The organism is Lentzea sp. CC55 (genome assembly GCF_021056325.1).
In the GTDB taxonomy this organism is placed as follows: domain Bacteria; phylum Actinomycetota; class Actinomycetes; order Mycobacteriales; family Pseudonocardiaceae; genus Lentzea; species Lentzea jiangxiensis.
On sequence record NZ_JAJCXE010000027.1, the window covers coordinates 61,072 to 83,549 of the forward strand.

General features: G+C 70.7%; 24 protein-coding genes. 11 read left to right on the forward strand and 13 right to left on the reverse strand.

Annotated features, from left to right (window positions below; all coding sequences use genetic code 11):
• Window positions 1-10 precede the first annotated feature (10 nt).
• Window positions 11-1,051 (forward strand): NAD(P)-dependent alcohol dehydrogenase, encoded by a 1,041-nt coding sequence (locus L6E10_RS22900; RefSeq protein ID WP_236221582.1) that lies wholly within the window; start codon window positions 11-13, stop codon window positions 1,049-1,051.
• 19 nt (window positions 1,052-1,070) lie between these two features.
• Here the strand turns inward: L6E10_RS22900 and L6E10_RS22905 are convergent, their stop codons facing one another.
• The gene (locus L6E10_RS22905) at window positions 1,071-1,442 is read right to left on the reverse strand and encodes a MerR family transcriptional regulator (protein WP_236221583.1); all 372 of its coding nucleotides are present in this window, start codon (window positions 1,440-1,442) and stop codon (window positions 1,071-1,073) included.
• Between the two features lie 59 nt (window positions 1,443-1,501).
• Here L6E10_RS22905 and L6E10_RS22910 point away from each other — a divergent pair, with 59 nt between their 5' ends.
• Complete coding sequence (locus tag L6E10_RS22910) at window positions 1,502-2,551, forward strand: alkene reductase (RefSeq protein ID WP_236221584.1); 1,050 nt, start codon at window positions 1,502-1,504, stop codon at window positions 2,549-2,551.
• On the opposite strand, the gene L6E10_RS22915 is transcribed toward L6E10_RS22910, so the two are convergent.
• A complete protein-coding gene (locus tag L6E10_RS22915) occupies window positions 2,542-3,129 on the reverse strand; it encodes a TetR/AcrR family transcriptional regulator (RefSeq protein WP_236221585.1) in 588 nt (195 codons plus the stop codon). The two genes, L6E10_RS22910 and L6E10_RS22915, sit on opposite strands and share 10 nt — an antisense overlap.
• A gap of 94 nt (window positions 3,130-3,223) precedes the next feature.
• Here L6E10_RS22915 and L6E10_RS22920 point away from each other — a divergent pair, with 94 nt between their 5' ends.
• Both L6E10_RS22920 and L6E10_RS22925 read left to right on the forward strand, forming a co-directional pair.
• The gene (locus tag L6E10_RS22920) at window positions 3,224-3,607 is read left to right on the forward strand and encodes a nuclear transport factor 2 family protein (RefSeq protein ID WP_308102854.1); all 384 of its coding nucleotides are present in this window, start codon (window positions 3,224-3,226) and stop codon (window positions 3,605-3,607) included.
• The gene (locus L6E10_RS22925) at window positions 3,604-4,401 is read left to right on the forward strand and encodes an NmrA family NAD(P)-binding protein (protein WP_236221586.1); all 798 of its coding nucleotides are present in this window, start codon (window positions 3,604-3,606) and stop codon (window positions 4,399-4,401) included. The genes L6E10_RS22920 and L6E10_RS22925 overlap by 4 nt, the downstream gene beginning before the upstream one ends.
• Before the next feature lie 52 nt (window positions 4,402-4,453).
• Here L6E10_RS22925 and L6E10_RS22930 read toward each other — a convergent pair whose 3' ends face one another.
• The 5 genes from L6E10_RS22930 to L6E10_RS22950 form a co-directional block, all read right to left on the reverse strand.
• Window positions 4,454-5,788, reverse strand: coding sequence for a hypothetical protein (locus tag L6E10_RS22930; RefSeq protein WP_236221587.1), 1,335 nt, complete (start codon window positions 5,786-5,788; stop codon window positions 4,454-4,456).
• A 30-nt stretch (window positions 5,789-5,818) separates the two neighbouring features.
• Window positions 5,819-7,318 (reverse strand): beta-xylosidase, encoded by a 1,500-nt coding sequence (locus L6E10_RS22935; RefSeq protein WP_236221588.1) that lies wholly within the window; start codon window positions 7,316-7,318, stop codon window positions 5,819-5,821.
• A 472-nt stretch (window positions 7,319-7,790) separates the two neighbouring features.
• Window positions 7,791-8,591, reverse strand: coding sequence for a phosphotransferase family protein (locus L6E10_RS22940; protein ID WP_236221589.1), 801 nt, complete (start codon window positions 8,589-8,591; stop codon window positions 7,791-7,793).
• Complete coding sequence (locus L6E10_RS22945; protein ID WP_236221590.1) at window positions 8,591-9,235, reverse strand: response regulator transcription factor; 645 nt, start codon at window positions 9,233-9,235, stop codon at window positions 8,591-8,593. The genes L6E10_RS22940 and L6E10_RS22945 overlap by 1 nt, the downstream gene beginning before the upstream one ends.
• Window positions 9,226-10,350: a sensor histidine kinase gene (locus tag L6E10_RS22950; protein ID WP_236221591.1), complete on the reverse strand. Its 1,125-nt coding sequence runs from the start codon at window positions 10,348-10,350 to the stop codon at window positions 9,226-9,228. Before L6E10_RS22950 ends, L6E10_RS22945 begins: the two co-directional genes overlap by 10 nt.
• Window positions 10,351-10,512: 162 nt before the next feature.
• Between L6E10_RS22950 and L6E10_RS22955 the strand changes: the two genes are divergently transcribed.
• Complete coding sequence (locus L6E10_RS22955) at window positions 10,513-11,154, forward strand: DedA family protein (protein WP_236221592.1); 642 nt, start codon at window positions 10,513-10,515, stop codon at window positions 11,152-11,154.
• A gap of 736 nt (window positions 11,155-11,890) precedes the next feature.
• Here L6E10_RS22955 and katG read toward each other — a convergent pair.
• The 3 genes from katG to L6E10_RS22970 all read right to left on the reverse strand — a co-directional run bounded on the left by katG (window position 11,891) and on the right by L6E10_RS22970 (window position 16,025).
• A complete protein-coding gene (katG, locus tag L6E10_RS22960; RefSeq protein ID WP_236221593.1) occupies window positions 11,891-14,110 on the reverse strand; it encodes a catalase/peroxidase HPI in 2,220 nt (739 codons plus the stop codon).
• Between the two features lie 18 nt (window positions 14,111-14,128).
• Entirely contained in the window at window positions 14,129-14,563 is a 435-nt protein-coding gene (locus L6E10_RS22965) for a Fur family transcriptional regulator (RefSeq protein WP_236221594.1), read from the reverse strand.
• 67 nt (window positions 14,564-14,630) lie between these two features.
• Window positions 14,631-16,025 carry a PLP-dependent aminotransferase family protein gene (locus tag L6E10_RS22970; protein ID WP_236221595.1) on the reverse strand — a complete coding sequence of 465 codons (1,395 nt, stop codon included), beginning with the start codon at window positions 16,023-16,025 and terminating at the stop codon, window positions 14,631-14,633.
• 22 nt (window positions 16,026-16,047) lie between these two features.
• Between L6E10_RS22970 and L6E10_RS22975 the strand changes: the two genes are divergently transcribed.
• Genes L6E10_RS22975 through L6E10_RS22985 form a run of 3 tightly spaced genes read left to right on the forward strand, consistent with a single transcriptional unit; the run spans window position 16,048 to window position 17,907 of the window.
• On the forward strand, window positions 16,048-16,938 hold the full coding sequence (locus tag L6E10_RS22975) for a DMT family transporter (RefSeq protein ID WP_236221596.1): 891 nt from the start codon (window positions 16,048-16,050) through the stop codon (window positions 16,936-16,938).
• Window positions 16,939-16,977: 39 nt separating this feature from the next.
• Entirely contained in the window at window positions 16,978-17,514 is a 537-nt protein-coding gene (locus L6E10_RS22980; RefSeq protein WP_236221597.1) for a hypothetical protein, read from the forward strand.
• Window positions 17,515-17,559: 45 nt separating this feature from the next.
• Window positions 17,560-17,907, forward strand: a complete 348-nt coding sequence (locus L6E10_RS22985; RefSeq protein WP_236221598.1) for an MmcQ/YjbR family DNA-binding protein — start codon at window positions 17,560-17,562, stop codon at window positions 17,905-17,907.
• 131 nt (window positions 17,908-18,038) lie between these two features.
• Here L6E10_RS22985 and L6E10_RS22990 read toward each other — a convergent pair whose 3' ends face one another.
• Window positions 18,039-18,887 carry a serine hydrolase gene (locus L6E10_RS22990; protein WP_236221599.1) on the reverse strand — a complete coding sequence of 283 codons (849 nt, stop codon included), beginning with the start codon at window positions 18,885-18,887 and terminating at the stop codon, window positions 18,039-18,041.
• 149 nt (window positions 18,888-19,036) lie between these two features.
• On the opposite strand from L6E10_RS22990, the gene L6E10_RS22995 reads away from it, so the two are divergent.
• Genes L6E10_RS22995 through L6E10_RS23005 form a run of 3 tightly spaced genes read left to right on the forward strand, consistent with a single transcriptional unit; the run spans window position 19,037 to window position 20,619 of the window.
• Complete coding sequence (locus L6E10_RS22995; RefSeq protein ID WP_236221600.1) at window positions 19,037-19,459, forward strand: hypothetical protein; 423 nt, start codon at window positions 19,037-19,039, stop codon at window positions 19,457-19,459.
• Window positions 19,456-19,671: a helix-turn-helix transcriptional regulator gene (locus tag L6E10_RS23000; protein WP_308102855.1), complete on the forward strand. Its 216-nt coding sequence runs from the start codon at window positions 19,456-19,458 to the stop codon at window positions 19,669-19,671. Before L6E10_RS22995 ends, L6E10_RS23000 begins: the two co-directional genes overlap by 4 nt.
• Before the next feature lie 3 nt (window positions 19,672-19,674).
• Window positions 19,675-20,619 (forward strand): NAD(P)-dependent alcohol dehydrogenase, encoded by a 945-nt coding sequence (locus L6E10_RS23005; protein ID WP_236221601.1) that lies wholly within the window; start codon window positions 19,675-19,677, stop codon window positions 20,617-20,619.
• On the opposite strand, the gene L6E10_RS23010 is transcribed toward L6E10_RS23005, so the two are convergent.
• Together L6E10_RS23010 and ribA are read right to left on the reverse strand one after the other, a co-directional pair.
• Window positions 20,577-21,758, reverse strand: a complete 1,182-nt coding sequence (locus L6E10_RS23010) for an amidohydrolase family protein (protein ID WP_236221602.1) — start codon at window positions 21,756-21,758, stop codon at window positions 20,577-20,579. The genes L6E10_RS23005 and L6E10_RS23010 overlap by 43 nt on opposite strands.
• 38 nt (window positions 21,759-21,796) lie before the next feature.
• Window positions 21,797-22,432 carry a GTP cyclohydrolase II gene (gene ribA / locus L6E10_RS23015; RefSeq protein ID WP_236221603.1) on the reverse strand — a complete coding sequence of 212 codons (636 nt, stop codon included), beginning with the start codon at window positions 22,430-22,432 and terminating at the stop codon, window positions 21,797-21,799.
• Window positions 22,433-22,478 lie beyond the last annotated feature (46 nt).

Sequence of the window (22,478 nt, forward strand, 5' to 3'; positions counted from 1 at the left end):
GGAGAACCCGATGAGCACCGTCGCTGCCTACGCCGCTCCCGCACCCAAGGCACCGCTGGAGCGCACCACCATCGAGCGTCGCGCGGTCGGCGCGCACGACGTCCTGATCGACATCAAGTTCGCGGGCATCTGCCACTCCGACATCCACCAGGTCAACGAGGGCTGGGGCGAGGCCATCTTCCCGATGGTCCCCGGCCACGAGATCGCGGGCGTGGTCGTCGAGGTCGGCTCCGAGGTCACGCGGCACGCCGTCGGCGACCGGGTGGGCGTCGGCTGCATGGTCGACTCGTGCCGCGAGTGCGAGTTCTGCCTGCGCGGCCTGGAGCAGTACTGCGCCAACGGCAGCACGATGACCTACAACGGCGTCGACCGCCGCGGTGACGTCACCTACGGCGGCTACTCGCGGCAGATCGTGGTCGACGAGAACTTCGTCGTGCGCATCCCGGACGCGCTGCCGCTGGACGTGGCCGCGCCGCTGCTGTGCGCGGGCATCACGCTCTACTCCCCGCTCAAGCACTGGGGTGTCGCGCCGGGCAAGAAGGTCGCCGTCGTCGGCCTGGGCGGTCTCGGCCACATGGGCGTCAAGATCGCGGCCGCGCTCGGCGCCGAGGTGACCGTGCTGTCGCAGTCGCTGCGCAAGAAGGACGACGGGCTCAAGCTCGGCGCCCACGACTACCGCGCCACCAGCGACCCGGCCACGTTCACCGAGCTCGCCGGCCAGTTCGACGTGATCGTCTCCACGGTGTCCGCGCCGCTCGACCTGACCGCCTACCTCGGCCTGCTCAAGACCGACGGCGCCCTGGTCAACGTCGGCGCACCGGAGGAGCCCGTCTCCATCAACCTGTTCGGCCTGCTCGGCGGCCGCAAGACGCTCGCCGGGTCGATGATCGGCGGCATCGCCGAGACCCAGGAGATGCTGGACTTCTGCGCCGAGCACGGCCTGGGCGCCGAGATCGAGCTGATCGACGCCGACCAGGTCAACACCGCCTACGAGCGCGTGCTCTCGAGCGACGTGCGGTACCGGTTCGTGATCGACGCCTCGACCATCTGAGGTCCGGCGCCGTGCCCGCTCACTGCGGCGGGCACGGCTTGCCGGTCGCGTAGGCCTTCGTGGCACCCGCGATCACCGAGTCGAGCCGCAGGAGGGTCTCCTGCAGCTCCTCGATCTGCCGGACGACCGACGACCGGTGCCCGTGCAGCTTCGCGAGGACGTCCGGCGCCGCCACCCCTGACAGCACGCACGGCAGCATCTCGAGGATCGACGCGCTGGAGATGCCCGCGCCGTAGAGCTGCTGGATCAGCCGCACCCGGTCGACGGCGTTCCCGGCATAGCGCCGTTGCCCGCTTTCGCTGCGCTCCGAAGTCAGAAGGCCCTGCTCTTCGTAGTAGCGCAGCGCGCGCACGCTCACGCCTGTGCGTTCCGCCAGCTCACCGATCCGCATGAGACCTCCGCCACAAAAGCTACCTCTGACGTCAACGTCAGGTTTCTAGCGTAGCTCCCATGCTCCTCACCAGCTACCGCCTCGGACACCTGACCCTGCCGAACCGCCTCGTCATGGCGCCGATGACCCGCGCACGGGCCGTCGACGGCAAACCGACCGCGGAAATGGCCACCTACTACGCCCAGCGCGCCACCGCCGGTCTCATCGTCAGCGAGGGCGTACACCCGAACGCCGTCGGCCAGGCCGGCCCGTTCATGCCCGGCATCCACACCGACGAGCAGGTCGAGGCCTGGCGCGGGGTCACCGACGCCGTGCACGCCAACGGCGGCCGGATCTTCGCCCAGCTCATGCACGGCGGCCGCATCGGCCACGTCCAGGTCGCCGGGCACCACCCCGTCGGCCCGTCGGCGGTCGCGGCCGGCACCGAGGTCTTCACGCCCGCGGGCACGGCTCCCGCGCCGGTGCCCCGCGCCCTGGAGACCGCGGAGGTCGGCGAGCAGGTCCAGGCGTTCGCCGACGCGGCACGACGGGCCGTCGACGCCGGGTTCGACGGCGTGGAACTGCACGGCGCCAACGGCTACCTCATCCAGCAGTTCCTGTCCTCCAGCGCCAACCGGCGCACCGACGGCTACGGCGGCTCGGTCACCGGGCGCATCCGGTTCGCCGTCGAGGCGGTCGAGGCGGCGGCCGGCGCCATCGGGCCGGAGCGCGTCGGCATCCGGCTCTCACCCGGCGGTGAGATCCAGGGCATCGTCGAAGAGGACGTGCCCGTGCTCTACGGCGAGCTGCTGAAGGCGTTGCCGGACATCGCCTACGTCCACCTGGTCGCGACCGTGGACGACGAGGTGCTGATGGGCCTGCGCAAGGCGTGGCCGACCGCGTTCATCCTCAACCCGGGCGGCCAGATCGGCCCGCGGGAGAGCACGCGGGAGCAGGGGGAGCGCTGGCTCGCCAACGGCGCCGACCTGATCAGCTACGGCCGCGCGTACATCGCCAACCCCGACCTCGTGGAACGGTTCCGGCTCAGCTTGCCGCTCGTGAGCGCCGACCGCGAGACGTACTTCCAGGCACCCCGCGGGTTCATCGACTACCCGAGCTATCAGCACTGAAGCGCGCGCAGCAGGTGGTCGACGAGCCGTTCGAGGTAGTCGGGCCCGACCTCGGCGCGGCGGACGGACAGCCGCCAGTAGACGGGTGCGGCGACCAGGTCGAGCGCGATCTCGACGTCGAGATCCGCGGGGAGCTCGCCCCGGTCGACCGCCCGCCGCAGCGTCGCCGCGCCGAGCGCGCGCCGGGGTTCGCCGATCGTCGCCGCGATCGCCTCGGACAGCGCCGGGTTGCGGACCGCCTCGGCGGTGAGGTCGGGCAGGATCGTCGCGAACCGCGGGTGCGTCAGCCAGTCGTGCACCGCCGTGACGGTCGCCAGCAGGTCGCCGCGCAACGACCCGGTGTCCGGGACCTCGGCCAGCGGCACGGAGAACTCCGACAGCGCCGCGACCACCATGTCCTGTTTGGACGGCCAGCGCCGGTACAGCGCGCTCTTGCCGACCTCGGCGCGCTTGGCCACCGCCTCCATCGACAACCGGCCGTAGCCGTGCAGGGCCAGCTCGTCGAACACGGCCTCGGTGATCGCCCGCGTCACCTGGGGCTGCAGGACGGCGGCGCCGGTCGGGGTGCGCTTGGTCATGGCGCACATCATAGGACTGGACGAGACGGTCCCGTCCCGCCTACTGTTGTGGACGGGACGGGACCGTCTCGTCCATTTCGTTCGGAGGACATCCGTGGATCTCATCCCGAGGGCGCTGCAGCTGCTGCTGGACAAGGACATGGCCGGGTTCGCCGGTCTGTGGGCCGAGGACGGCGTGATGGAGTTCCCGTTCGCCCCGCCCGGCTGGCCCGCACGGCTGGAGGGCCGTGCCGCGATCGAGGACTACCTGCGCGACTACCCGGAGATGCTCGACATCCGCGGCTTCCCCAAGCAGGTCGTGCACCGGACCACCGACACCGGCGTGCTGATCGCCGAGTTCGACGCCGAGGGGGTCGTGGTCGCGACCGGCAAGCCGTACCGGGCTTCGTACATCGCCGTCATCACGACCCGCGACGGCGAGATCGCGCACTACCGCGACTACTGGAACCCGCTGCTCGCGCAGGAGCTGACGGCATGAGCACGCTGCTCATCGGTGGCACCGGCACAACCGGAAGCCTGCTCGCGTCCCTGCTGCCCGATTCCTTCGTGGCGACCAGGAAACCCGCGCACGACCGGCACGTTCTGTTCAACTGGGACGATCCGGAGACGTTTGAACCGGCGCTGGAAGGGATAAGCAGCATTTACCTCATCCCCCCGGTCGGTGTCGCGGACCCCGCGCCGGTGGTCGAGTCGTTCCTGTCACGGGCGCGGTTCGTGCGACGAGCGGTGTTGCTGAGCTCGTCCGCGGTGGCGGAGAGCGTCTCGGGGATGGGCGCTCTCCCCGCACTCGTGCGCGCGATGCCGGAGTGGACGGTGCTCCGGCCGTCCTGGTTCATGCAGAACTTCACCGGCGACCACGCGGTCGCGGCCGGTGTGCGCGCCGGGGAGATCGTGACCGCGACCGGAGACGGCAGGGTCGCGTTCGTCGACGCCGCCGACATAGCCGCCGTGGCCGCTCGGGCGCTCACGGACCCGTTGCCGCACAACACCGACCACCTGATCACCGGTCCGGAGGCCCTCAGCTACGCCGACGCCGCCGCGGTCATCACCGAGGTCACCGGGCAGCCCGTGCGGCACCGTTCGGTGAGCACCGAGGAACTGACCGAACGCCTGTCCTCCTGGCTGCCGGCCGAGTTCGCCGCGCTGCTCGCGGGTCTCGACGAGGACATCCGCGGCGGGGCGGAGGACCGCGTCACCACGACCGTCGAGGACGTGACGGGCAGGCCCGCCCGGTCGTTCCGGGACTTCATCAGGCGAACGAGCACCGCGTAGGACACGGTCCAAAGTGGAGTTGTGCGGCCATCGCGGATCCGCGTTTCGACGCCTACGGGCGTATGGATTCACACGGCGCGATGAAGAACCAGCCCGAGGGCTCGTGCTCCAGGCGTGCTTCCGGTGCGCCGGTCGCACATTCCGTGCGCGCGCGAGTGAGGCTTTCGTCCCACGGAATGCCTGACAGCACCGTCCTCGGCACCCGCATGTGGGCGACGACGCTGACCACCACGAGGATGCCGACGAGGTAGCGGCTGCCGGCCACCGCGAGCCGCTCCCACGTCTTCGCCGGCGTCGCGTCGAGCCCCACGAAGATCGCGGTGAACAGGAAGAGGCACGGTGCGATGCTGTAGCGCTGACCGGCCATCACGACCTCCGGCGCCTGCACCTGCAGCACCTGCGTCCAGTTCAGCACCAGGCACGCGACGATGACGACCACGCTGAACACGCACGACACCAGCACGAGCGCCCGCCCCGCCCGGTCACCGAACCGCAGGCCCGCCGCGATCGGCACGGCGGCCACCAGCAGCGCGCCGAGGACCACCAGGTTGCCGTGCGCCGGGTAGAACTGGCTGACGCGCTCCGAGCCCGTGAACGCCACCACGGGCACCCGCAGCATGCTTGCGAGCAGCACCTGCACCGGGTCGACCTCGTCGTGCGAGTACGGCGTGCGGGAGGTGAACATCATCGTGAGACCCTGCACGGCCGTCGCGGCGAGGAACGCGATCGGCACCACCTTGCGCGGCTGGAACAGCCGCACGAGCGCGATCGGCGTCAGCAGGAAGATCAAGGGGCTGGACAGGGCGGCGAGGACCACGAACACGGCGACCGGCACACGCGGGGCGTTGCGCCACAGCAACGCCCAGAAGGCGCCGAAGAGCAGGAACCAGTGCAGGTTCGTCATGTTGTTGAGCGTCTCGGAGTTGCCCGCGGGCAGGACGACCACGAGCGCCGCCAGTGCGAACCGCAGCGGCGCCGAGCGCAGGTAGGCCTTGGAGGCCGCGAACACGATCAACGCGATCAGCGCCCGCAGCACCGCCGCGCACACCGCGAACCCCGCCGGGGCCCACTCGACCGGCAGCAGCGCGACCAGCTGGGCCACGAGGCGCGGCAGCGCGTGCAGGTAGCCGCCGTAGGGGGTGACCAGGTCCTCCAGCGCCGGCGAGCGCACCGCGTCGACCAGGAACCGGGCGCCGTCCTCGGCCCACAGGTGGTCGAGCCGGGACCAGCCGGCCGGGACGAGCAGCAGGAACGCCATCGACGCCAGGAACCCGGCCAGGAGGCCCAGCCAGGCCCGTTCGTGCCGGGGCTCGTCCGGCAGCGGCACCACGCCGTCCGCGAGCGCTGCTGACCGTTGCGCCGTCATCGCCACCACTCGGTCCCCCATGTCCGATTCGACCCGGGAGAACGTATCCGGTCAGCGGCGGGCGAGGTCCGGCAGGCGCTGGTAGCGGGTCCACTGCTCCGCGGACACCGGCGTGACCTTGGACGAGTTCAGCGCCGCGACCTCGGCCGTCACCACCCACAGCTTGTCGTCGAGCAGCAACCCGACCTCGCCCTGGGGGTTGGCGACCGCGGGAGCGCCCGCGGGAACCGTGACCGCGAGCTTCAGCGAGTCGACGCCCAGGGGACGGGTGCTCAGCACGCCGCGGGCGAACTTCTCGGCCACCGAACGGCGCTCGAACCGCATCACGTTGCCGCCGATGACGACGTCCAGCGTGCGTTCGGGGGACGGCACCGCATAGCCGTTGAGCACGTGCGCCTCGGGTCCGGTGGTGCAGCCCTTCATCCCGACGGCGTCGAGGCCGAAGTGCGAGATGTTCGTCGGCCCCGCCGGACCCTCGAAGGTGCCGCGCAGCACGTCCAGCGCCACCCGGCCGCACGGGTCCTTGAGGTCGACCGGCGCGTGGCCCTCCGGCGTGCGCACCAGGCCGGGGCCTTCCTCCCAGACACCGGGGATCAGCACCGGTTCGAACGGGTGACGGGTGAAGTCCTTGTTCCAGAACGTGACGGTCGTGCCGTCGTCGGTCTCGTGGGCGATGGCGAACGAGGACACCGCCTCGATCCACATCCAGTCCGCGCTGAACGCCTCGACGACCGACCGGGTGCGCGGCTGGTTGTTCGACGTCACCGGCTTGAAGCCCTGCTGGCCGAGCGCCTCGACGCCCTTGGTGAACAGCGGGTCGCGCGAGCGCAGCACGTACTGACCGGCGCCGTTCTGGTGCGAGGCGAGGCCGGTCGTGTCGGTGAACATCAGGTACACCCAGCCGTCGACGTAGACGGCCGACTGCTGACCGGCGCCGTAGGTGTTCTCCCGGATGTTGTCGCCGGCCGGGGCCACGATCGACTGGCCGCCGTTCTCCCGCGTCCAGGTGATGCCGTCGAAGCTCGACGCGACGCCCACCGAGCTGCCGTTCGCGTGGTTGTCCCGCGCGGCGCCGGTGTAGTACATGAAGTACTTGTCACCGACCTTGACCAGCGACGGGTCGCACGTGTGCATCGCGTCGAAGCTGCCGCCGCTGCCGGAGAACACCGGGATCGCGGTGCTGAACGGGCCGCCCACCGACGGTCCGTCGCTGTAGAGGATGTCGTCGCCGCCGGGCGGTGCCGCGCTGAGCTGGCTGCACCACCAGGCGCGGATGCGCCCCTTGTCCACCATCACGGCCGGTGCGTAGTTGTACGGCGCGTCCCCGGAGCCCGCGATCACCGTCCCGGCGCTCTGCCGGCCGTTCTCCAGCGTCAGCCTGATCTTGTTCCTGGGCGGTGCGGCCTGCGGCGTCTTCTTCGTCGACGTGCTGGTCTGCGGCTCCTCGGGAACGCCGACCGGGTCACCGACCGCCGCGTTCGTGCACGCGGTGACCGCACTGAGCAGTGCGAGCGCAGCGAGTAACGCGGGAGGTCGGCGACTCAGGGGCACCCACCCATCATAGTGATCAACTCCTCCGGTCGGGTGAAGTCCGTTGTCGCAGGGCCGGTTCATACCTCGGCGATGAGTCCCGCGAGCGGTCGTGCGGAGCGTGACGCCGCTGCCCAACCGCACGATTCCGGCGGATCAGCGCCGCTGGGGGAGACGCTGTGGCGCTACCCGGCCTTCCTGGCCGGAACGCGGGCGGCGGGGCTTGGACCGTGAGGCTTGCACCGCTGGGGCGGACCTGCCGTGCCGGGCGCCTCCGGTACGGCTGAGCAGGACGAACCCGGGTGAGCGCGAGGTCGTCGAGTCTGTCGGCGACGCCCTGGACACCTCGGCGAACGCCTCGGAGTTCATCGGCGACTTCCTCGGTCCTGTGATGGTGAGCACAGGTGTTGTCGTTGATCTTCGCGGCTGGGAGCTCGCAGGCGGCCTTGGCGGTGCCGGTCGCCTCCGCGGTTCTCGTCCCCGGTGCTCTGGGCTAGGTCTTCCCGCTGGTGGGCGGGTGTTCGCGGACCGCGCAGCGGCGGCGGAACCAGGTGAGGAAGCTCGCCGGGTCGCTGCCCTGCCGGAGCGCGGACACCGCGCCTGTCAGCGGGAACATCGCGGCGTGCGTGAGCGCTCGGTCGTACAGCTCCGGCCGCACCCGGCGGACCAGCGGCCAGCCGTAGCTCGCGAACGCGGCCGCGTCGAGCGCGGGGTCGCCGGCGCAGGCGAAGTCCCAGTCGAGGATGCCGCTGATCTTCCCCTTGTGCCACCGCAGGTTGACCGGTGCCAGGTCGCCGTGCACGAACCCTGTCGCGGGCGGCAGCTCCGCGAACCGCCGCAGCACTTCCTCGGCCTGGCTCCGCTCGTCGCCGGTCAGCAGCGGGAAGACGAGCTCGGCGATCGTCTCGGCTGCTCGCAGGCCGCCCGCGTGGTGCAGCGGTTCGTCGAGCAGACCGGCCAGTTCGGCGTCCGGTTCGACTCCGGCGAGAGCGTCGAGCACCTCGCGGACCGCGTCGTCGCTCGCCGTGCTCGACCGGGTGCCGGGCAGGTACGAGATGACGACGTGGGCTTGGCCGAGTGGCAGGTCCAGCCTGTTCTCGAGGACCTGCGGCACGGCGAACGGCAGGGCCAGCCTTCCGATGTTCGCGAGTGCCTTCGCACGGCGTCTCGCGTCGGCCAGGTCGGTGCGGGGGAAGCGGGCTACCCATTCTCCTTCCAGCACGACGGCGTCGTTGAACGTGCCGCGCGCCAGTTCGGCACCCGGTGTGCTGAGCAGTTCGGCGAGGCCGGCCATCAGCTGCCCAGGTAGCGGACGACGGCCATCACGCGGCGGCTCACGCCGGTCGAGCCGGAGAGGCCGAGCTTGTCGAAGATCGCGTTGATGTGCTTCTCGGCGGCGCTCTGCGAGATGTGCAGCTGGGTGGAGATGCGGGCGTTCGTGAGGCCTTGCGCCATCAGTTCCAGGACGTCCTTCTCCCGCGGTGTCAGCGTTTCGAGCGGGTCGACGTGCGTCGTCCTCGTCAGCAGCCGCCGTACGACCTCCGGGTCGAAGGCCGCGCCGCCCGCCGCGACCCTTTCGAGCGCCTCCAGGAACTCGTCGACCTGGGCGACCCGGTCCTTGAGCAGGTAGCCGACCTTGCCGCCGGTGCTGGTGATCAGCTCGGTGGCGTAGCGGTTCTCGACGTACTGGGAGAGCACCAGCACGCTGACCTCGGGCCACCGCTCGCGGATCTCGAGCGCGGCCCGCATGCCGTCGTCCCTGTGGTCCGGCGGCATCCTGACGTCGGTGACCACGACGTCCGGCCGGTGCTCCTCGGTGGCTTTGAGCAGCTCGGGCGCGGTGCCGACGGCTGCCACGACGTCGTGGCCCTCCTCGGCGAGCAGCCGGACCAGGCCCTCGCGCAGCAGCGTCGAGTCTTCGGCCAGGATCACCCGCACGGCACCCTCGCACCGATCGTGGTGGGACCGCCGCTCGGGCTGATCACCTCGAACACCCCGTCCACCGCCTTGACTCTCCTGGCGAGCCCGGACAGCCCGGTGCCGGACGGGTCGGCGCCACCGACGCCGTCGTCCCGCACCACGACCGTGATGCCGCCCGGCACCTGCTGCACGAAGATCTCCACGAGTGAGGCGCCGGCGTGCTTGGCCGCGTTGTTGACCGCCTCGGACGCCACGAAGTAGATCACCGTCTCCAGTGCGGCGCCCGGTGAGGATCGCAGCTCGTTGCGGATCTCGACGCGCACGCCCGACCGTTCCGCCAGCACCTCGAGCGCCGTGCCCAGCCCCGAGTCGTCGAGCACGGCCGGGTACACGCGGGTCGCGACCTCGCGCAGCTCGTCGATGGCCTCGCCCGCGGTGTCGTGCGCCTGCTCCAGCAACTGCTGCACCTGCTCCTCGCCCCTGGCCCGCCTCGCTCTGCCGATCAGCATGCCGAGCGCGACGAGCCGCTGCTGGACGCCGTCGTGCAGGTCGCGCTCGATGCGCCTGCGCTCGTCGTCGATCGCCTCGATCACCTCCGCCCGCGTGCTGGTCAGCTCCGCGACCCGTTGCCGCAGCATCGTTTGCTGGCTGCGGCCGAGCATCGCCGTCGCGAGCCACCGGTCGAGCACCGCCACACCCGTCACGCCGGCCAGCGTGACGAAGATGAGCAGGGTGCCCGGCAGCGTCGCCACCGCGATCAACTCGCCGCTCACGACGTCGCCGTCCTTGACCAGCCCCCACGAGCCGTCGAAGAGCCACGCCGTCACCATCGACGCCGCGGTGGTGAGGTAGAGCAGCAGCATCAGCACCACGCCGAAGCCCAGGCCACCTACCATCCACCGCACGCCCAGGTAACGCTGGCACCGCCGCGGCGTCAGCGGGTCGGCGTGCGCCGCGCCGCTCCACCGCTCGATCCGCCGGAGCTCGAACTCGGTCATCCTGACCGTGCCGACCCCGAGCATCGCGACCAGCAGGCCCGGCAGCGCGGTCGCGATCCCCAGCAGCACCCCGAAGAACGCCCGGAACCAGCCGCGCACCAACGAACCCGCGCTGAGCTGCTCATCCTGGTGCACGTGGATCACGGTACTGACCCACCCGAGCCCCGGCATTGCGGTTTACCGCACTCTTGCCCTGCGGCTTCCCACACGAATCCCGACGGTCGACCTCATGGTCCTCAAGCGACCCGCTTCCTAGCGTTGACCACGACAAATCCGTTGCAACGCAGGGAGAATCCGATGCTGGCAGAGTGGGCCGTCTCGCTGATGGAGTCGCTGGGAGGCGTGGGCGCGGCCGTGGTCGTGGGCCTCGACAACCTGTTCCCGCCGATCCCGAGCGAACTGGTCCTGCCCCTGGCGGGCTTCTCCGCGAGCAAGGGCGTGTTCAGCTTCCCGGCGGCCCTGTTCTGGACCACGCTGGGCTCGGTGCTGGGCGCCGTGGTCGTCTACCTGGCGGGCCTGCTCCTCGGCCGCGACCGGACCCGTCGCCTGGTCTCGCGCCTCCCGCTGGTGCGCGTGTCCGACTTCGACAGGACGGAGGCCTGGTTCACCCGCCACGGCACCAAGGCGGTGTTCTTAGGTCGCATGGTGCCGCTGTTCCGCAGCTTCATCTCGCTGCCCGCGGGCGTGGAACGCATGAACTTCCCCAAGTTCCTGGTGCTGACCACCGCCGGCAGCCTGATCTGGAACACGGTGTTCGTCAGCGCCGGCTACCTGCTCGGCGAGAACTGGCACCGCGTCGAGTCGTACGCCGGCATCTTCCAGAAGCTCGTCATCGCCGCCGTGGTGGTTGCCGTGGCGCTGTTCGTGGTGACGCGGCTGCGCCAGCGCTCCACGGGCGATCCGGAGGAGACGGTGGTGATGCCTCGCGTCCGCCGATGACGTTGCGGCGCAGGGGAGGTGCGGGCAGAGAGGCGCGGCGCAGGGGAGGTGCGGGCAGGGAGATGTGGGCAGGGAGATGTGGGCAGGGACGTGCGGGCAGAGACGTGCGGGCAGGGTGCGCCGTGGTGGTTCAAGAGTGCGCCGTTAGGCGGGCCATTGCCTGTTGTGATGGTGCTTCGGCTCTACTGTCCGAACGGGACCCTGCTTCCGTGGTCGATCTGGGACCGCTATCGGCCCGCGAGTTCGGGCCCGCCGCCGCTGTCCGTCTACCGCTGCTTGTCCGACAACGGCCGCCGTTCCCGTGCAGGCGGCGCCGCAAGCCTCAGGTCGCGCGTCACCGGAGAGGGCAGCGCCGCCGGTTTCGCGCCGCGACGACCCGAGTCCCTGCGCTCCAGCGTTCGGCCGGCCAGTACCTGCCTCTCGGTCAGACCCGCGCCTCACCGTTCGAGCGCTTAACCAGGCCCGCGCCCACCACCTGCACGATCACACGTCCCGCCGCCGACGGGCCCAACACATGGTCTCCCAGTCAGACCTGCGCCTCACCGTTCGAGCGCCTCACCCGGGTCGCCGCCCGTGGCCCGCGCAACCACACGTCCCGCCGCCCGGCCGACCGCACCTTGCCCCTCAGCCAGACCCGCGCCTCACCACCTGAGCCGCCACACCCGAGCCGCCACACCCTGAAAACGCCGGTACCCCAGGCCGGAGGAGTGGCCTGGGGTACCGGGGCAGAACGGGATCAGACGTCGTAGCGGTCCGCGTTCATGACCTTGTTCCACGCGGACACGAAGTCCTGGACGAACTTCGTCGAGGCGTCGTCACTCGCGTAGACCTCGGCGACGGCGCGCAGCTCGGAGTTCGAGCCGAACACCAGGTCGTTGCGGGTGGCGGTCCAGCGGACGGCTCCGGTGGCGCGGTCGCGGCCCTCGAAGTTCTCCTGGTCCTCGGTGACCGACTTCCACTCCGTCTCCATGTCGAGGAGGTTGACGAAGAAGTCGTTGGTCAGCGTCTCCGGCTTGGCGGTGAGCACGCCGGCGGTCGAGCCGCCGTGGTTCGCGCCCAGCACGCGCAGGCCGCCGACCAGCACGGTCATCTCCGGCGCGGAGAGGCCGAGCAGGTTGGCCCTGTCGATCAGCAGGTACTCCGACGGCAGCGGCGTGGCCTTGTTGCCGTAGTTGCGGAAGCCGTCGACGGTGGGCTCCAGGACGGCGAACGACTCGGCGTCGGTCTGCTCCTGGGTGGCGTCGGTGCGGCCCGCGAGGAACGGCACCTCGACGTCGTGGCCCGCGGCCTTGGCTGCCTGCTCGATCGCCGCGGCGCCGCCGAGGACGATCACGTCGGCCAGCGAGACCTTCTTGCCGCCGGTCGCGGAGCTGTTGAAGGCCTCCTGCACGCCTTCGAGGATCGGCAGGACCCGCGCGAGCTGGTCCGGCTCGTTGACCTCCCAGTTGCGCTGCGGCTCCAGGCGGATGCGGGCACCGTTGGCGCCGCCGCGCTTGTCGCTCTGGCGGAACGACGAGGCCGAGGCCCACGCCGTCTTGACCAGCTGGGAGACCGAGAGGCCGGTCTCGAGGATCTTGGCCTTCAGGGCCGCGACGTCCGAGGCGTCGATCAGCTCGTGGTCGCGGACCGGGAGGCGGTCCTGCCAGATCAGCTCCTCCTGCGGCACCAGCGGGCCGAGGTAGCGCTGGATCGGGCCCATGTCGCGGTGGGTCAGCTTGAACCACGCACGGGAGAACGCCTCGGCGAAGGCCTCGTGGTCCTCGGCGAACCGGCGCGAGATCGGCTCGTAGATCGGGTCGAAGCGCAGCGCGAGGTCCGTCGTCAGCATCATCGGCTGGCGGTTGAGCGTGCCGTCCTCGGGGTCCGGGACGGTGTTGGCGCCCGCGTCACCCTTCGGCTTCCACTGGTGGGCGCCGGCCGGGGACTTGGTGAGCTCCCACTCGAACTCGAACAGGTTCTTGAAGAACAGGTTCGTCCACTCGGTGGGCTTCTGGGTCCAGGTGACCTCGAGGCCCGAGGTGATCGCGTCACGGCCCTTGCCGGTGCCGTGCGTGCTGATCCAGCCGAAGCCCTGCGCGTCCATCAGCGAGCCCTCGGGCTCGGAGCCGACGAGCGACGGGTCGCCCGCGCCGTGCGCCTTGCCGAAGGTGTGGCCGCCGGCGATGAGGGCGACGGTCTCCTCGTCGTTCATGCCCATGCGGCCGAACGTCTCGCGGATGTCGCGGGCGGAGGCCACCGGGTCCGGGTTGCTGTTCGGGCCCTCGGGGTTGACGTAGATCAGACCCATCTGGACGGCCGCGAGCGGCGCTTCCAGTTCGCGCTCACCGCTGTAGCGGGTGTCGCCGCCCAGCCACTCGGTCTCGGGGCCCCAGTAGACGTCCTCGTCCGGCTCCCACACGTCGTTGCGGCCGCCGGCGAAGCCGAAGGTCTTGAGTCCCATGGTCTCCAGGGCGCGGTTGCCCGTGAAGATCATGAGGTCGGCCCAGGAGACCTTGCGGCCCCACTTCTTCTTGACCGGCCACAGCAGACGGCGGGCCTTGTCGAGGTTGCCGTTGTCCGGCCAGCTGTTCAGCGGGGCGAAGCGCTGCATGCCCGCACCGGCGCCACCGCGGCCGTCGTGGGTGCGGTAGGTGCCCGCGCTGTGCCACGCCATGCGGATCATGAACGGGCCGTAGTTCCCGAAGTCGGCGGGCCACCAGTCCTTCGACTCGGTCAGCACGGCGTCGACGTCGCGCGCCAGCTCGTCGAGGTCGACGGTCAGGAACTCCTTGCCGTAGTCGAAGTCGCCCCCGAAGGGGTTGGCCTGGACGGGGTGCTTGCGGAGGATCCGGAGGTTGAGCTGCTTGGGCCACCAGTCGCGGTTGCCGCCGCCTTCGGTGGGGTGGCTGCGCCGGTTGTGGGCGACCGGGCACTCGCCCTTCGACTCGCTCACGTTGGCGTCAGTGCTGTCGGACACAGGAATCCTTCCGGGTGTTCAAGAACTCTTCGCGGCGGTCGTGCACTCAGGGCAGGTGCCCCAGTAGATGACCTCGGCCTCGTCGATGACGAACCCGTGGTCGTCGGACGCGTCCAAGCACGGTGCGTGGCCGATCGCGCAGTCGACGTCGGCGATGGCACCGCAGGACCTGCACACGACATGGTGGTGGTTGTCCCCGACGCGGGCCTCGTAGCGCGCGACCGAGCCTTGGGGCTCGATCTTGCGCAGCAGGCCGGCTCCGGTCAGTGCACGGAGCACGTCGTACACGGCCTGGTGGGAGACAGCGCCGAGGTTCTGACGCACGACACCGATGATCGAGTCCGTGTCGGCGTGCGGGTGGGAGTGCACCGCGGACAGCACTGCCATCCGCGGAGCCGTCACCCGGAGCGACGCTCCACGCAACATGCGCTCGAAATCGGAAGCCGTGGGCACGGACACCACCCTGCCGTCTTTTCTGGATTGAGTCAAGTTAATGAACGGTGCAATTCTACCGGCGCGGTCACCGCCGCACGGCCGACACGGCTTCCGCCAGCCGACGCACACCCTCGGCGAGCACGTGCTCGGGTGCGCCCCCGTAGGTCAAACGGAGAAAGCTCCCGGGCGGTTCAGCGGCGAACCACGGCCGTCCCGGGAAGACCACGACGTCCCGCGCCGCCGCGGCCGTCGTCAGCTCCAGGTCGTCGACGCCGTCGGGCAACGCCGCCCACAGGTGCAGGCCGCCCGACGACTTCGCGATCCGCAGCTCCGGCAGGTGCTCGCCGACCGCGCGGGCCAGAGCGTCGCGGCGGGACCTCAAGGACTGCTGGAGCGTGCGCAGGTGCCGCCGCCAGGCGGGGGAGGTCACGAAGTCGATCGCCGCCTCCTGCAGGGGCCCCGCGACGTACAGGTCCTGCCGGGAACGGGTGTTCTTCAGGCGTGTGCCCGCCGGCCCGCGCGCCCCGATCGCCGCGACGCGGAGTCCGGGCGCGGCGACCTTGGTGAGCGAGCGGACGTAGACGACGTGGCCGTCGGTGTCCTGCGAGGCCAGCGTTGGCGGCGCGGTGCCGTCGATCGTGAAGCCGCGTGCCCAGTCGTCCTCGACGAGGAACGCGCCGACCTCGCGGACGGTCCGCATGACCTCGGTGCGCCGCTCGTCCGACAGCACCGCGCCGTGCGGGTTCGCGTGCAACGGCTGGCAGTAGAAGACCTTCGCGCCGGTCCGGTCGAACGCGGCCCGCAGCAGGTCCGGCCGCACGCCGTCGTGGTCGGCGGGGACGGGCACGACCCCCAGCCCGGCGTCGCGTGCGGCGGCGATGGCGCCGAGGTAGGTGGGGGACTCGACGAGCACGGTGTCGCCCCGGCTGCCGAGCCCGCGGAACACCGTCGCCAGTGCCTCCTGCGCGCCCGCGCAGACCGTGATGTCACCGGCCCGCAGCTCGCCGCCCGCCTCCTTCGCGAACCACGCGCGCAGCTCCTCCCTGCCCTCGACCGGCACGCGTCCCCACGACGCGGGCCTGCGGGCGGCCCGGCTGAGCGCGGCACCGAGCGCGTCGGTGGGCTGCAGGTCGGGGTCGAGGTAACCGCTGGTCAGCGGGATCGCCTCGGGTTTCGGCACCGCGACGAGGTTCGCCACCAGGTCCTCGCCGGGCCTGCCCTCGCCGAGCGCGACGGCCTGCCACGACAGGTCGTGACTGCTCGCACCCGTCCGCGGGGCGACGAAGCTGCCCCGGCCCGGCCGCACCTCGACGAGGCCTTCCGCCGCCACGCGCTGGATCGCCTGCTGGACCGTCGCAGGCGACGCGCGGTGCCGTGCCATCAGGTCACGCACCGAGGGCATGCGGTCTCCGGCGCTACCGGCGAGGGCGGCCGCCCTGAGGTCCTCGATAACGCGGATGGCTGCGTTATCCTCATTCATGAGAGTCAAGAGTAACGTTATCGTGCCAGCGGGGGTAACACTCGGTGCGCTGGGCGTGCTGGGGTTCAGCTTCTCCCTGCCCGCGACCCGCCTGGCGGTGGCAGGACTCGACCCGTGGTTCGTCGCGTTCGGACGCGCGTTCGTCGCCGGTGTCCTGGCGATCGGCTACCTCGCGTTGTCGCGCGCGCCCCGCCCGACGGTGGCACAGGTGCGGCGGCTCGTCGTCGTCGCGCTCGGCATCGTGATCGGCTTCCCGCTCTTCACCTCTCTCGCCCTCACCACCCAGACCTCGGCCCACGGCGCCGTCGTGATCGCCGTGCTGCCGATGTCGACGGCGATCTGGGCGGTCCTGCGCGCCTCGGAACGCCCGCCCGTCGCGTTCTGGCTCTCCAGCGGTGCCGGTCTGCTCGCGGTGCTGGCGTTCGTGGCCGCCGGTGGCGGTCTCTCCGGCTCGTTCGGCGTCGCCGACCTCTACCTGGTGGTCGCCGTCGTGTTGTGCGGCTTGGGTTACGCCGAGGGCGGCGCGTTGTCCCGCGAGCTCGGCGGGGCGAGGACGGTGTGCTGGGCGCTGGTGGTCTCGTTGCCGGTGACGGTCCCGGTCTCCCTGTGGACGGCGGACTTCTCCCGCGCGACCGGCGTCGTCTGGCTCAGCTTCGGGTACGTGTCGCTGATCTCGATGTTCCTCGGCTTCTTCGCCTGGTACGCGGGCCTGGCCGCGGGAGGGGTGGCCAAGATCGGGCAGATCCAGCTGGCGCAACCGGTTCTGACGCTGCTGTGGTCGGCCGTGGTGCTCGGTGAACACGTTGGCTGGCCGGCACTCGCCACGGCCGCGGTCGTTCTCGTGTGTGTGGTGCTGACCCAACGCAACCGTGCCACGTCGCCCACGGCGGCAACGGCCCAGCCGGTGCGCTGACCCACCGGAATTGTCAGACCTCCCTGCCATGCTCGACCCGTGCCGATCGAAGTCGTGAGCAAGCGCCGCAAGGTGAAGCGCCCCGACGCGGTGGTCGTCGACGTGACCTCCCGCGGTCCCGAGCCGTGGGTGCGCTTCAGCCCGTTCTACCCGCACGGCGGGATTCCGGTGCCGTTGTCGCCGGGCGTCACGAGCGAATCCGTCGAGGGCTTGTGGCAGGCGCTCAAGGTCTTCGAGTCGGCCGGCGTCGATCCCGCCAAGCTCGCGGTGAGGTCCATGAAAGGCCTGAAGCGGACGGTCCGCCGCTTCGGTCAGGTCCGCGGCCACCGCGCGGGCCTGGCGGGGGAGCACCTGCTCGACTACCGCACGGCCCGCCGCGAGATCTACCTGCCGGCGTACCGCTGGGTCCTCGACCACCGGTTGCGAGCCGAGGTCGAGCAGTTGCACGAGTTGGCCCGGTCCTCCGACGTCGTGCTGCTCGACTACACCACCAACGGTGACGTCGAGGACGTGAGCACGCCGCTGTCCCATGCCGCTCTCGTCGCCGGCCACCTGAGGAGGCTCACCGCGTCCTGAAAACCCCGGATTTATACTTTCCGCCTTCGGCTTTGGGGGTCGGCAGTGGCGACATCGAACAAGCAGCTGTTCACGATCGTGGACGGGCTCGCCGAGGCGCAGCGCTCGTCCGGTCAGCAGTACGACATGTTCCGCGTGCGGGGCAAGGTGTTCGGCTACTACTGGCCGCGCACGCAGACCGTGGGTCTCAAGCAGACGCTGTCGGAGCAGCTGGCGCTCGTGGCGGAACGCCCCGACGTGTTCGAGGTGCAGTTCACCTCCGGCGGCTTCGGCTGGGTCGTGGCGCACCTGGAGGGCGTCGACGCCGACGAGCTCGGCGAGCTGGTCTTCGAGGCGTGGCGGCTGACGGCGCCGGAAGAGCTGGTGGCCCAGGTGCCCGACCTCGCGCGATGAGCGGGGCCGGGTTCGAGCAGCCCGCCGGCGACGACGAGGGGTCGGCTGAGGAGCCGGTCGGAGGCTGAGGGCCGCGCCGCCACGCCGACGTGCTCGTCGGCGACGGGGCGGCGTTCCTCGCAGGTGACGGGCTAGCGGAACAGGATGCGCGTGATCTCGGTGTCGGTGGCGCGGCCCTCGTCGTAGGCGCCTTCGCCCTTGAGGTCGTTCATGATGGCGAGGGTGTAGCGCTCGTCCTGACCGACGAAGCCGACGGAGTTCACCACCCAGCCGCCGTCCTCCTCCGACCAGCCGTTCTTCGCACCGGAGTCCGGGCCCCAGACGCCCCACTGCTGCGGCGGGCCGACCTCGCGCATCTGCTCGACGACGTAGGCGCGGTCCTCGGCCGGCACGGCGTCGAGGACGTAGTTGATCAGGCGGTCGAGGTCGTTCGCCGTGCACTTCTCGAAGCCCCAGTAGGGGAACGCGGTGGAGTACCCCTTTTGTGCCACCAGGCCGGTCATGCCGTACCGGGCGAACGCGGTGTTGAACGTCGTGCCGCCGTAGCGCTTCCAGAGCGTGTCCGCTGCGTCGTCGTCGGACGTGTGCAGCATCGCGCTCATGAGCGTGCGGTCGTCTCCGCTCAGCTCGATCTTGCCGCTGCGGTGGCGTTCCAGCAGGTTCACGACCATGGCGAGCTTGATGGTCGACGCGGTCCACGTCAGGTCGTTCGCGTGGCCGTTGCGCCAGATCGCGCCGGTCGTGCGGTCGCGCAGCACGAAACCCACGGTGCCCGGCCTGGTCTCGGCGTAGTCCTCGGCGGCCTCGAGGCGCCTCTGGAACTCGCACTGGAACCCGCTGTCGGGCAGCGGGCAGGCCTCCGGCGCGGCCACGAGAGGTGCCGCGGCCGGGGTGTGGGCCGCGACGGGAGGTTCCGCCGTCACGGCGTGGCCGCACGCCGTCAGGGCGAGCGCGCACGCGACGAGGATCGGACGGAGCATGCGCCGCACGCTATTGGGGCGATCGGAGGCGGTCGACCGCCAGACGGACGCGTCGACCAGGTTGCCGGATATGTAAAAGATGTTTGACACGATGTCGGCTTCGTTTTACCTTGGGCGTGTCAGGTTTCTTTGACATCAGGAGCGGGACCGTGGCGTTCGAGGAGAAGCGGGCGTGGGCCCTGGCGGTCATCGCCATGGTCGGGTACGCCGTGTACGCGGTGGTTGTCCTGAGTCGTGCCGCGGGCCGGTCGCTGGTCGACGTGTCGTACGCGGACGTCCTGCTGTGGACCACGGGGCTCGGGATCGTCGCCGGCATCGTGTCGGGCATCTGGTTCGGCGTCGCGGCGCGCAACGACGGGCTGCAGATCGACGAACGGGACAGGGAGATCGGCCGGCTCGGTGACCACGTCGGGCAGTCGTTCGTCGTCATCGGCGGTATGGCCGCGATGGTGCTGGCGGTGCTCGAGGCGTCGCACTTCTGGATCGCGAACGTGCTGTACCTCTGCTTCGTGCTGTCCGCGGTGCTCGGCTCGGCCGCGAAGATCGCGCTCTACCGGCGGGGAACGCTGTGAAGCCCACGAAAGTCACGAACTCCATCCGCGCCCTGCGGTTCGCGCACGGCGAGATGAAGCAGGCCGACCTCGCCTCGGCCATCGGTGTCACGCGGCAGACGCTGATCGCCATCGAGCAGGGCAGGTACTCGCCCTCGCTGGAGGTGGCGTTCAAGATCGCCCGAGTGTTCGGGGTGTCGCTCGAAGAAGTGTTCCAGTACCCGGAGGAGTGAGCTGTGAAGGCTGTCGTGCAACGAAGATACGGATCGGCGGTGTTCGGTGAGCTGGACGTGCCCGTGCCCGGACGGGGTGAGGTTCTGCTGGAGGTGCGGGCGGCGGGTGTTGACATGGGCACCTGGCACCTCCTCACCGGCAAGCCGTACCTGGTGCGCTACATCGGGTTCGGGGTTCGCGGGCCGAAGTCGCCCGTGCCGGGACGGGACGTGTCCGGTGTCGTGACACGGCTCGGGCCCGGTGTCACGGAGTTCGCGGTCGGCGACGAGGTGTTCGGCACGTGCGAGGGGTCGTTCGCCGAGTACGCGGTCGCCCCCGTCTCCCGGCTGGCGCGCAAGCCCGCCGGGACGTCGTTCGCGGAGGCGGCCGCCCTGCCGATCTCGGGTGGGACGGCGCTGCAGGGGTTGCGGGGAGTGCGGGCGGGACAACGGATCGCCGTGCTCGGCGCCGGCGGTGGCGTCGGGTCGTACGCGGTGCAGATCGCGAAGGCGCTCGGTGCGCACGTCACCGGTGTGTGCAGCACGCGCAAGGTAGGGCTGGTGCGCTCGTTGGGTGCGGACGAGGTCGTCGACTACACGGTCGCGGACTTCACCGGCACCTACGACCTCATCCTCGACTGCGGTGGCAACAGGCCGTTGTCTAAGACGCGCAAGATGCTCACGCCGCGAGGCACGCTGGTGCTCGTCGGTTCCGAGACCGGTGGCGCGGTCACGGGCGGGTTCGAGCGGTCACTGGCCGCGGTCGTGCTGAACCTGTTCGTGCCGCAGAAGCTCGTCCCCCTCATGTCGGCCGAACGCGCCGACGTCTTCGAGGAACTGCGCGTGCTGGTCGAGGCGGGCAGCCTGAAGGCCCCGGTGGAGCGCGAGTTCCCGCTCTCCGAAGGACTCGACGCGATCGAGCACGTCTACTCGCGGCGGGCGCTCGGCAAGGTCGTCGTCACGACCTGACCGCCGATCACCACGGTCGTCACGTGGTGCAGCGCCGTGATGTCCCGCAGGGGATCTCCTGGCACGGCGATGACGTCGGCGTCCCAGCCGGCTCTCAGCATCCCCTTGCCCACCCCGCACGCCCTGGCGGCCTGACTGGTCGCGCTCGCCAGCACGGCGCGGTTCGGCAGGCCCGCGTCGATCATGTCGCCCAGCGCGTGGGCGGTGATCCCGTGCCCCTTGCCGGCACCGATGCCGCCGTCGGTCCCGGACACGGCACGAACGCCGTGGTCGTACATGCGGCCGACGGCGTTGAGCTTGGCGGCGAGGCTCATCCCCATGCGCTCGAACGCCTCCTTGACGTGCGGGGGCGGTTCGAGCGTGGAGCCCAGGGTGTGGCAGACGGCGATGTCGGCTTCCGCCAGCGCGTCCAGCAGTTCCGCGGGGAGCACCACCGCCCCGCGGGACAGGCACGTGCAGTGCTCGACGCCGTCGACGCCCGCGGCCACGGCGCGCTGGACCGCCGCGAGGCTGTGGGCGTGCGCGGTCACGGGGAGGCCGAGCCCGTGGGCCTCCTCGACGACCACGCGCAGTTCGTGCTCGGTGAACTGGCAGTCGTCGACGGCCGTGCCGGGGGTGGCGAACCCGCCGCTGGCCATGATCTTGACGACGTCGGCCGCGCGCTCGGCCCGCTCGCGCACGGCCCGGCGCAACGCCTCGTCGCCGGACGCCTCACCGCCCATCGACCAGCAGTGGCCGCGCGGGCTCGTGATGGGCGGGCCGGACGCGAGGACGCGCTGCCGGTGCCTCGACCGCTGCTCCACGACGGACCACCGGCGGTCGCCGAGGTCGCGGACTGTCGTGACACCGGCCAGGAGGTGGCGGCGCAGACCGTCCTCGACCACCTCGTCGAGGTGGTCCTCGGTGAACTCGGGCAGGCGGTCCAGCGCGCCGTTCTCGCTGTCCGCGCACAGGTGCACGTGGGTGTCGATCAGTCCCGGTAGGACGGTGGCGGTGCCGAGGTCGACGACCTCGGCACCCGCGACGTCCGGGTGGCCCTGTTCGACGGCCTTGATCGTGCCGTTCTCGGTGATGACCGTGACGGGGCCGGCGAGCGTCCGCTCACCGTCGAAGGCACGCCCCGCCCGCAGTGCCAGCACCCGGACAGTGTGAGCTCCACGTGCTGGGAAAGCAACGGTCAGCGGGCGTGCGGGAGCGGGGTGAACTCCTCGACCTGGGGCAGGTCGTGGCCCAGCCGGTCGCGCTTCGCCGTCAGGTACGCGATGTTGTGGGCGTTGGGCTTCATCAACGACGGCACGCGTGCGGTCACCGAGATGCCGTTCTCCTCGAGCGCCGCGATCTTGTCGGGGTTGTTGGACATCAGCCGCACCGACTGCACCCGCAGGTGCTTCAGCACGCGGGCCGCGGGGGAGTAGTCGCGGACGTCGACCGGCAGGCCGAGCGACGTCGCCGAGTCCAGCGTGTCCAGTCCCTGGTCCTGCAACACGTGCGTGCGGATCTTCGACACCAGACCGATCCCGCGACCCTCGTGCCCGCGCAGGTACACGAGGATTCCGCTGCCCTCACGCACGATGGTGTTCAACGCGGCGTCGAGCTGTTCTCCGCACTCGCAGCGCATGGCCGCGAAGATGTCACCGGTCATGCACTCGGAGTGGATGCGCACCAGCACGTTCTCGCGCAGCTTGGTCTTCCCGTAGACGAGGGCCATGTGCTCGTGACCGTTCGATCGGAACGCCACCGCGCGGAAAGTGCCACGTCGTGTCACCAGGTCGGACTCGGCCACGTCCTCTTCGCTGAAGGCCTGTTCGAACATCTCGGTCCCCTCGTCACAGAACGCCTTCCGAACGTGCAGCTACGCT

Bases quoted from the DNA above. Each gene is read 5' to 3' on its own strand.
- L6E10_RS22955 (WP_236221592.1), top strand. From the start codon at position 10,513: ATGCTGGCAGAGTGGGCCGTCTCGCTGATGGAGTCGCTGGGAGGCGTG.
- L6E10_RS22940 (WP_236221589.1), bottom strand. From the start codon at position 8,591: ATGGCCGGCCTCGCCGAACTGCTCAGCACACCGGGTGCCGAACTGGCG.
- ribA (WP_236221603.1), bottom strand. From the start codon at position 22,432: ATGTTCGAACAGGCCTTCAGCGAAGAGGACGTGGCCGAGTCCGACCTG.
- L6E10_RS22970 (WP_236221595.1), bottom strand. From the start codon at position 16,025: ATGAATGAGGATAACGCAGCCATCCGCGTTATCGAGGACCTCAGGGCG.
- L6E10_RS22905 (WP_236221583.1), bottom strand. From the start codon at position 1,442: ATGCGGATCGGTGAGCTGGCGGAACGCACAGGCGTGAGCGTGCGCGCG.
- L6E10_RS22915 (WP_236221585.1), bottom strand. From the start codon at position 3,129: ATGACCAAGCGCACCCCGACCGGCGCCGCCGTCCTGCAGCCCCAGGTG.
- L6E10_RS22910 (WP_236221584.1), top strand. From the start codon at position 1,502: ATGCTCCTCACCAGCTACCGCCTCGGACACCTGACCCTGCCGAACCGC.
- L6E10_RS22990 (WP_236221599.1), bottom strand. From the start codon at position 18,887: ATGCTCCGTCCGATCCTCGTCGCGTGCGCGCTCGCCCTGACGGCGTGC.
- L6E10_RS22930 (WP_236221587.1), bottom strand. From the start codon at position 5,788: ATGGGGGACCGAGTGGTGGCGATGACGGCGCAACGGTCAGCAGCGCTC.
- L6E10_RS22900 (WP_236221582.1), top strand. From the start codon at position 11: ATGAGCACCGTCGCTGCCTACGCCGCTCCCGCACCCAAGGCACCGCTG.
- L6E10_RS22925 (WP_236221586.1), top strand. From the start codon at position 3,604: ATGAGCACGCTGCTCATCGGTGGCACCGGCACAACCGGAAGCCTGCTC.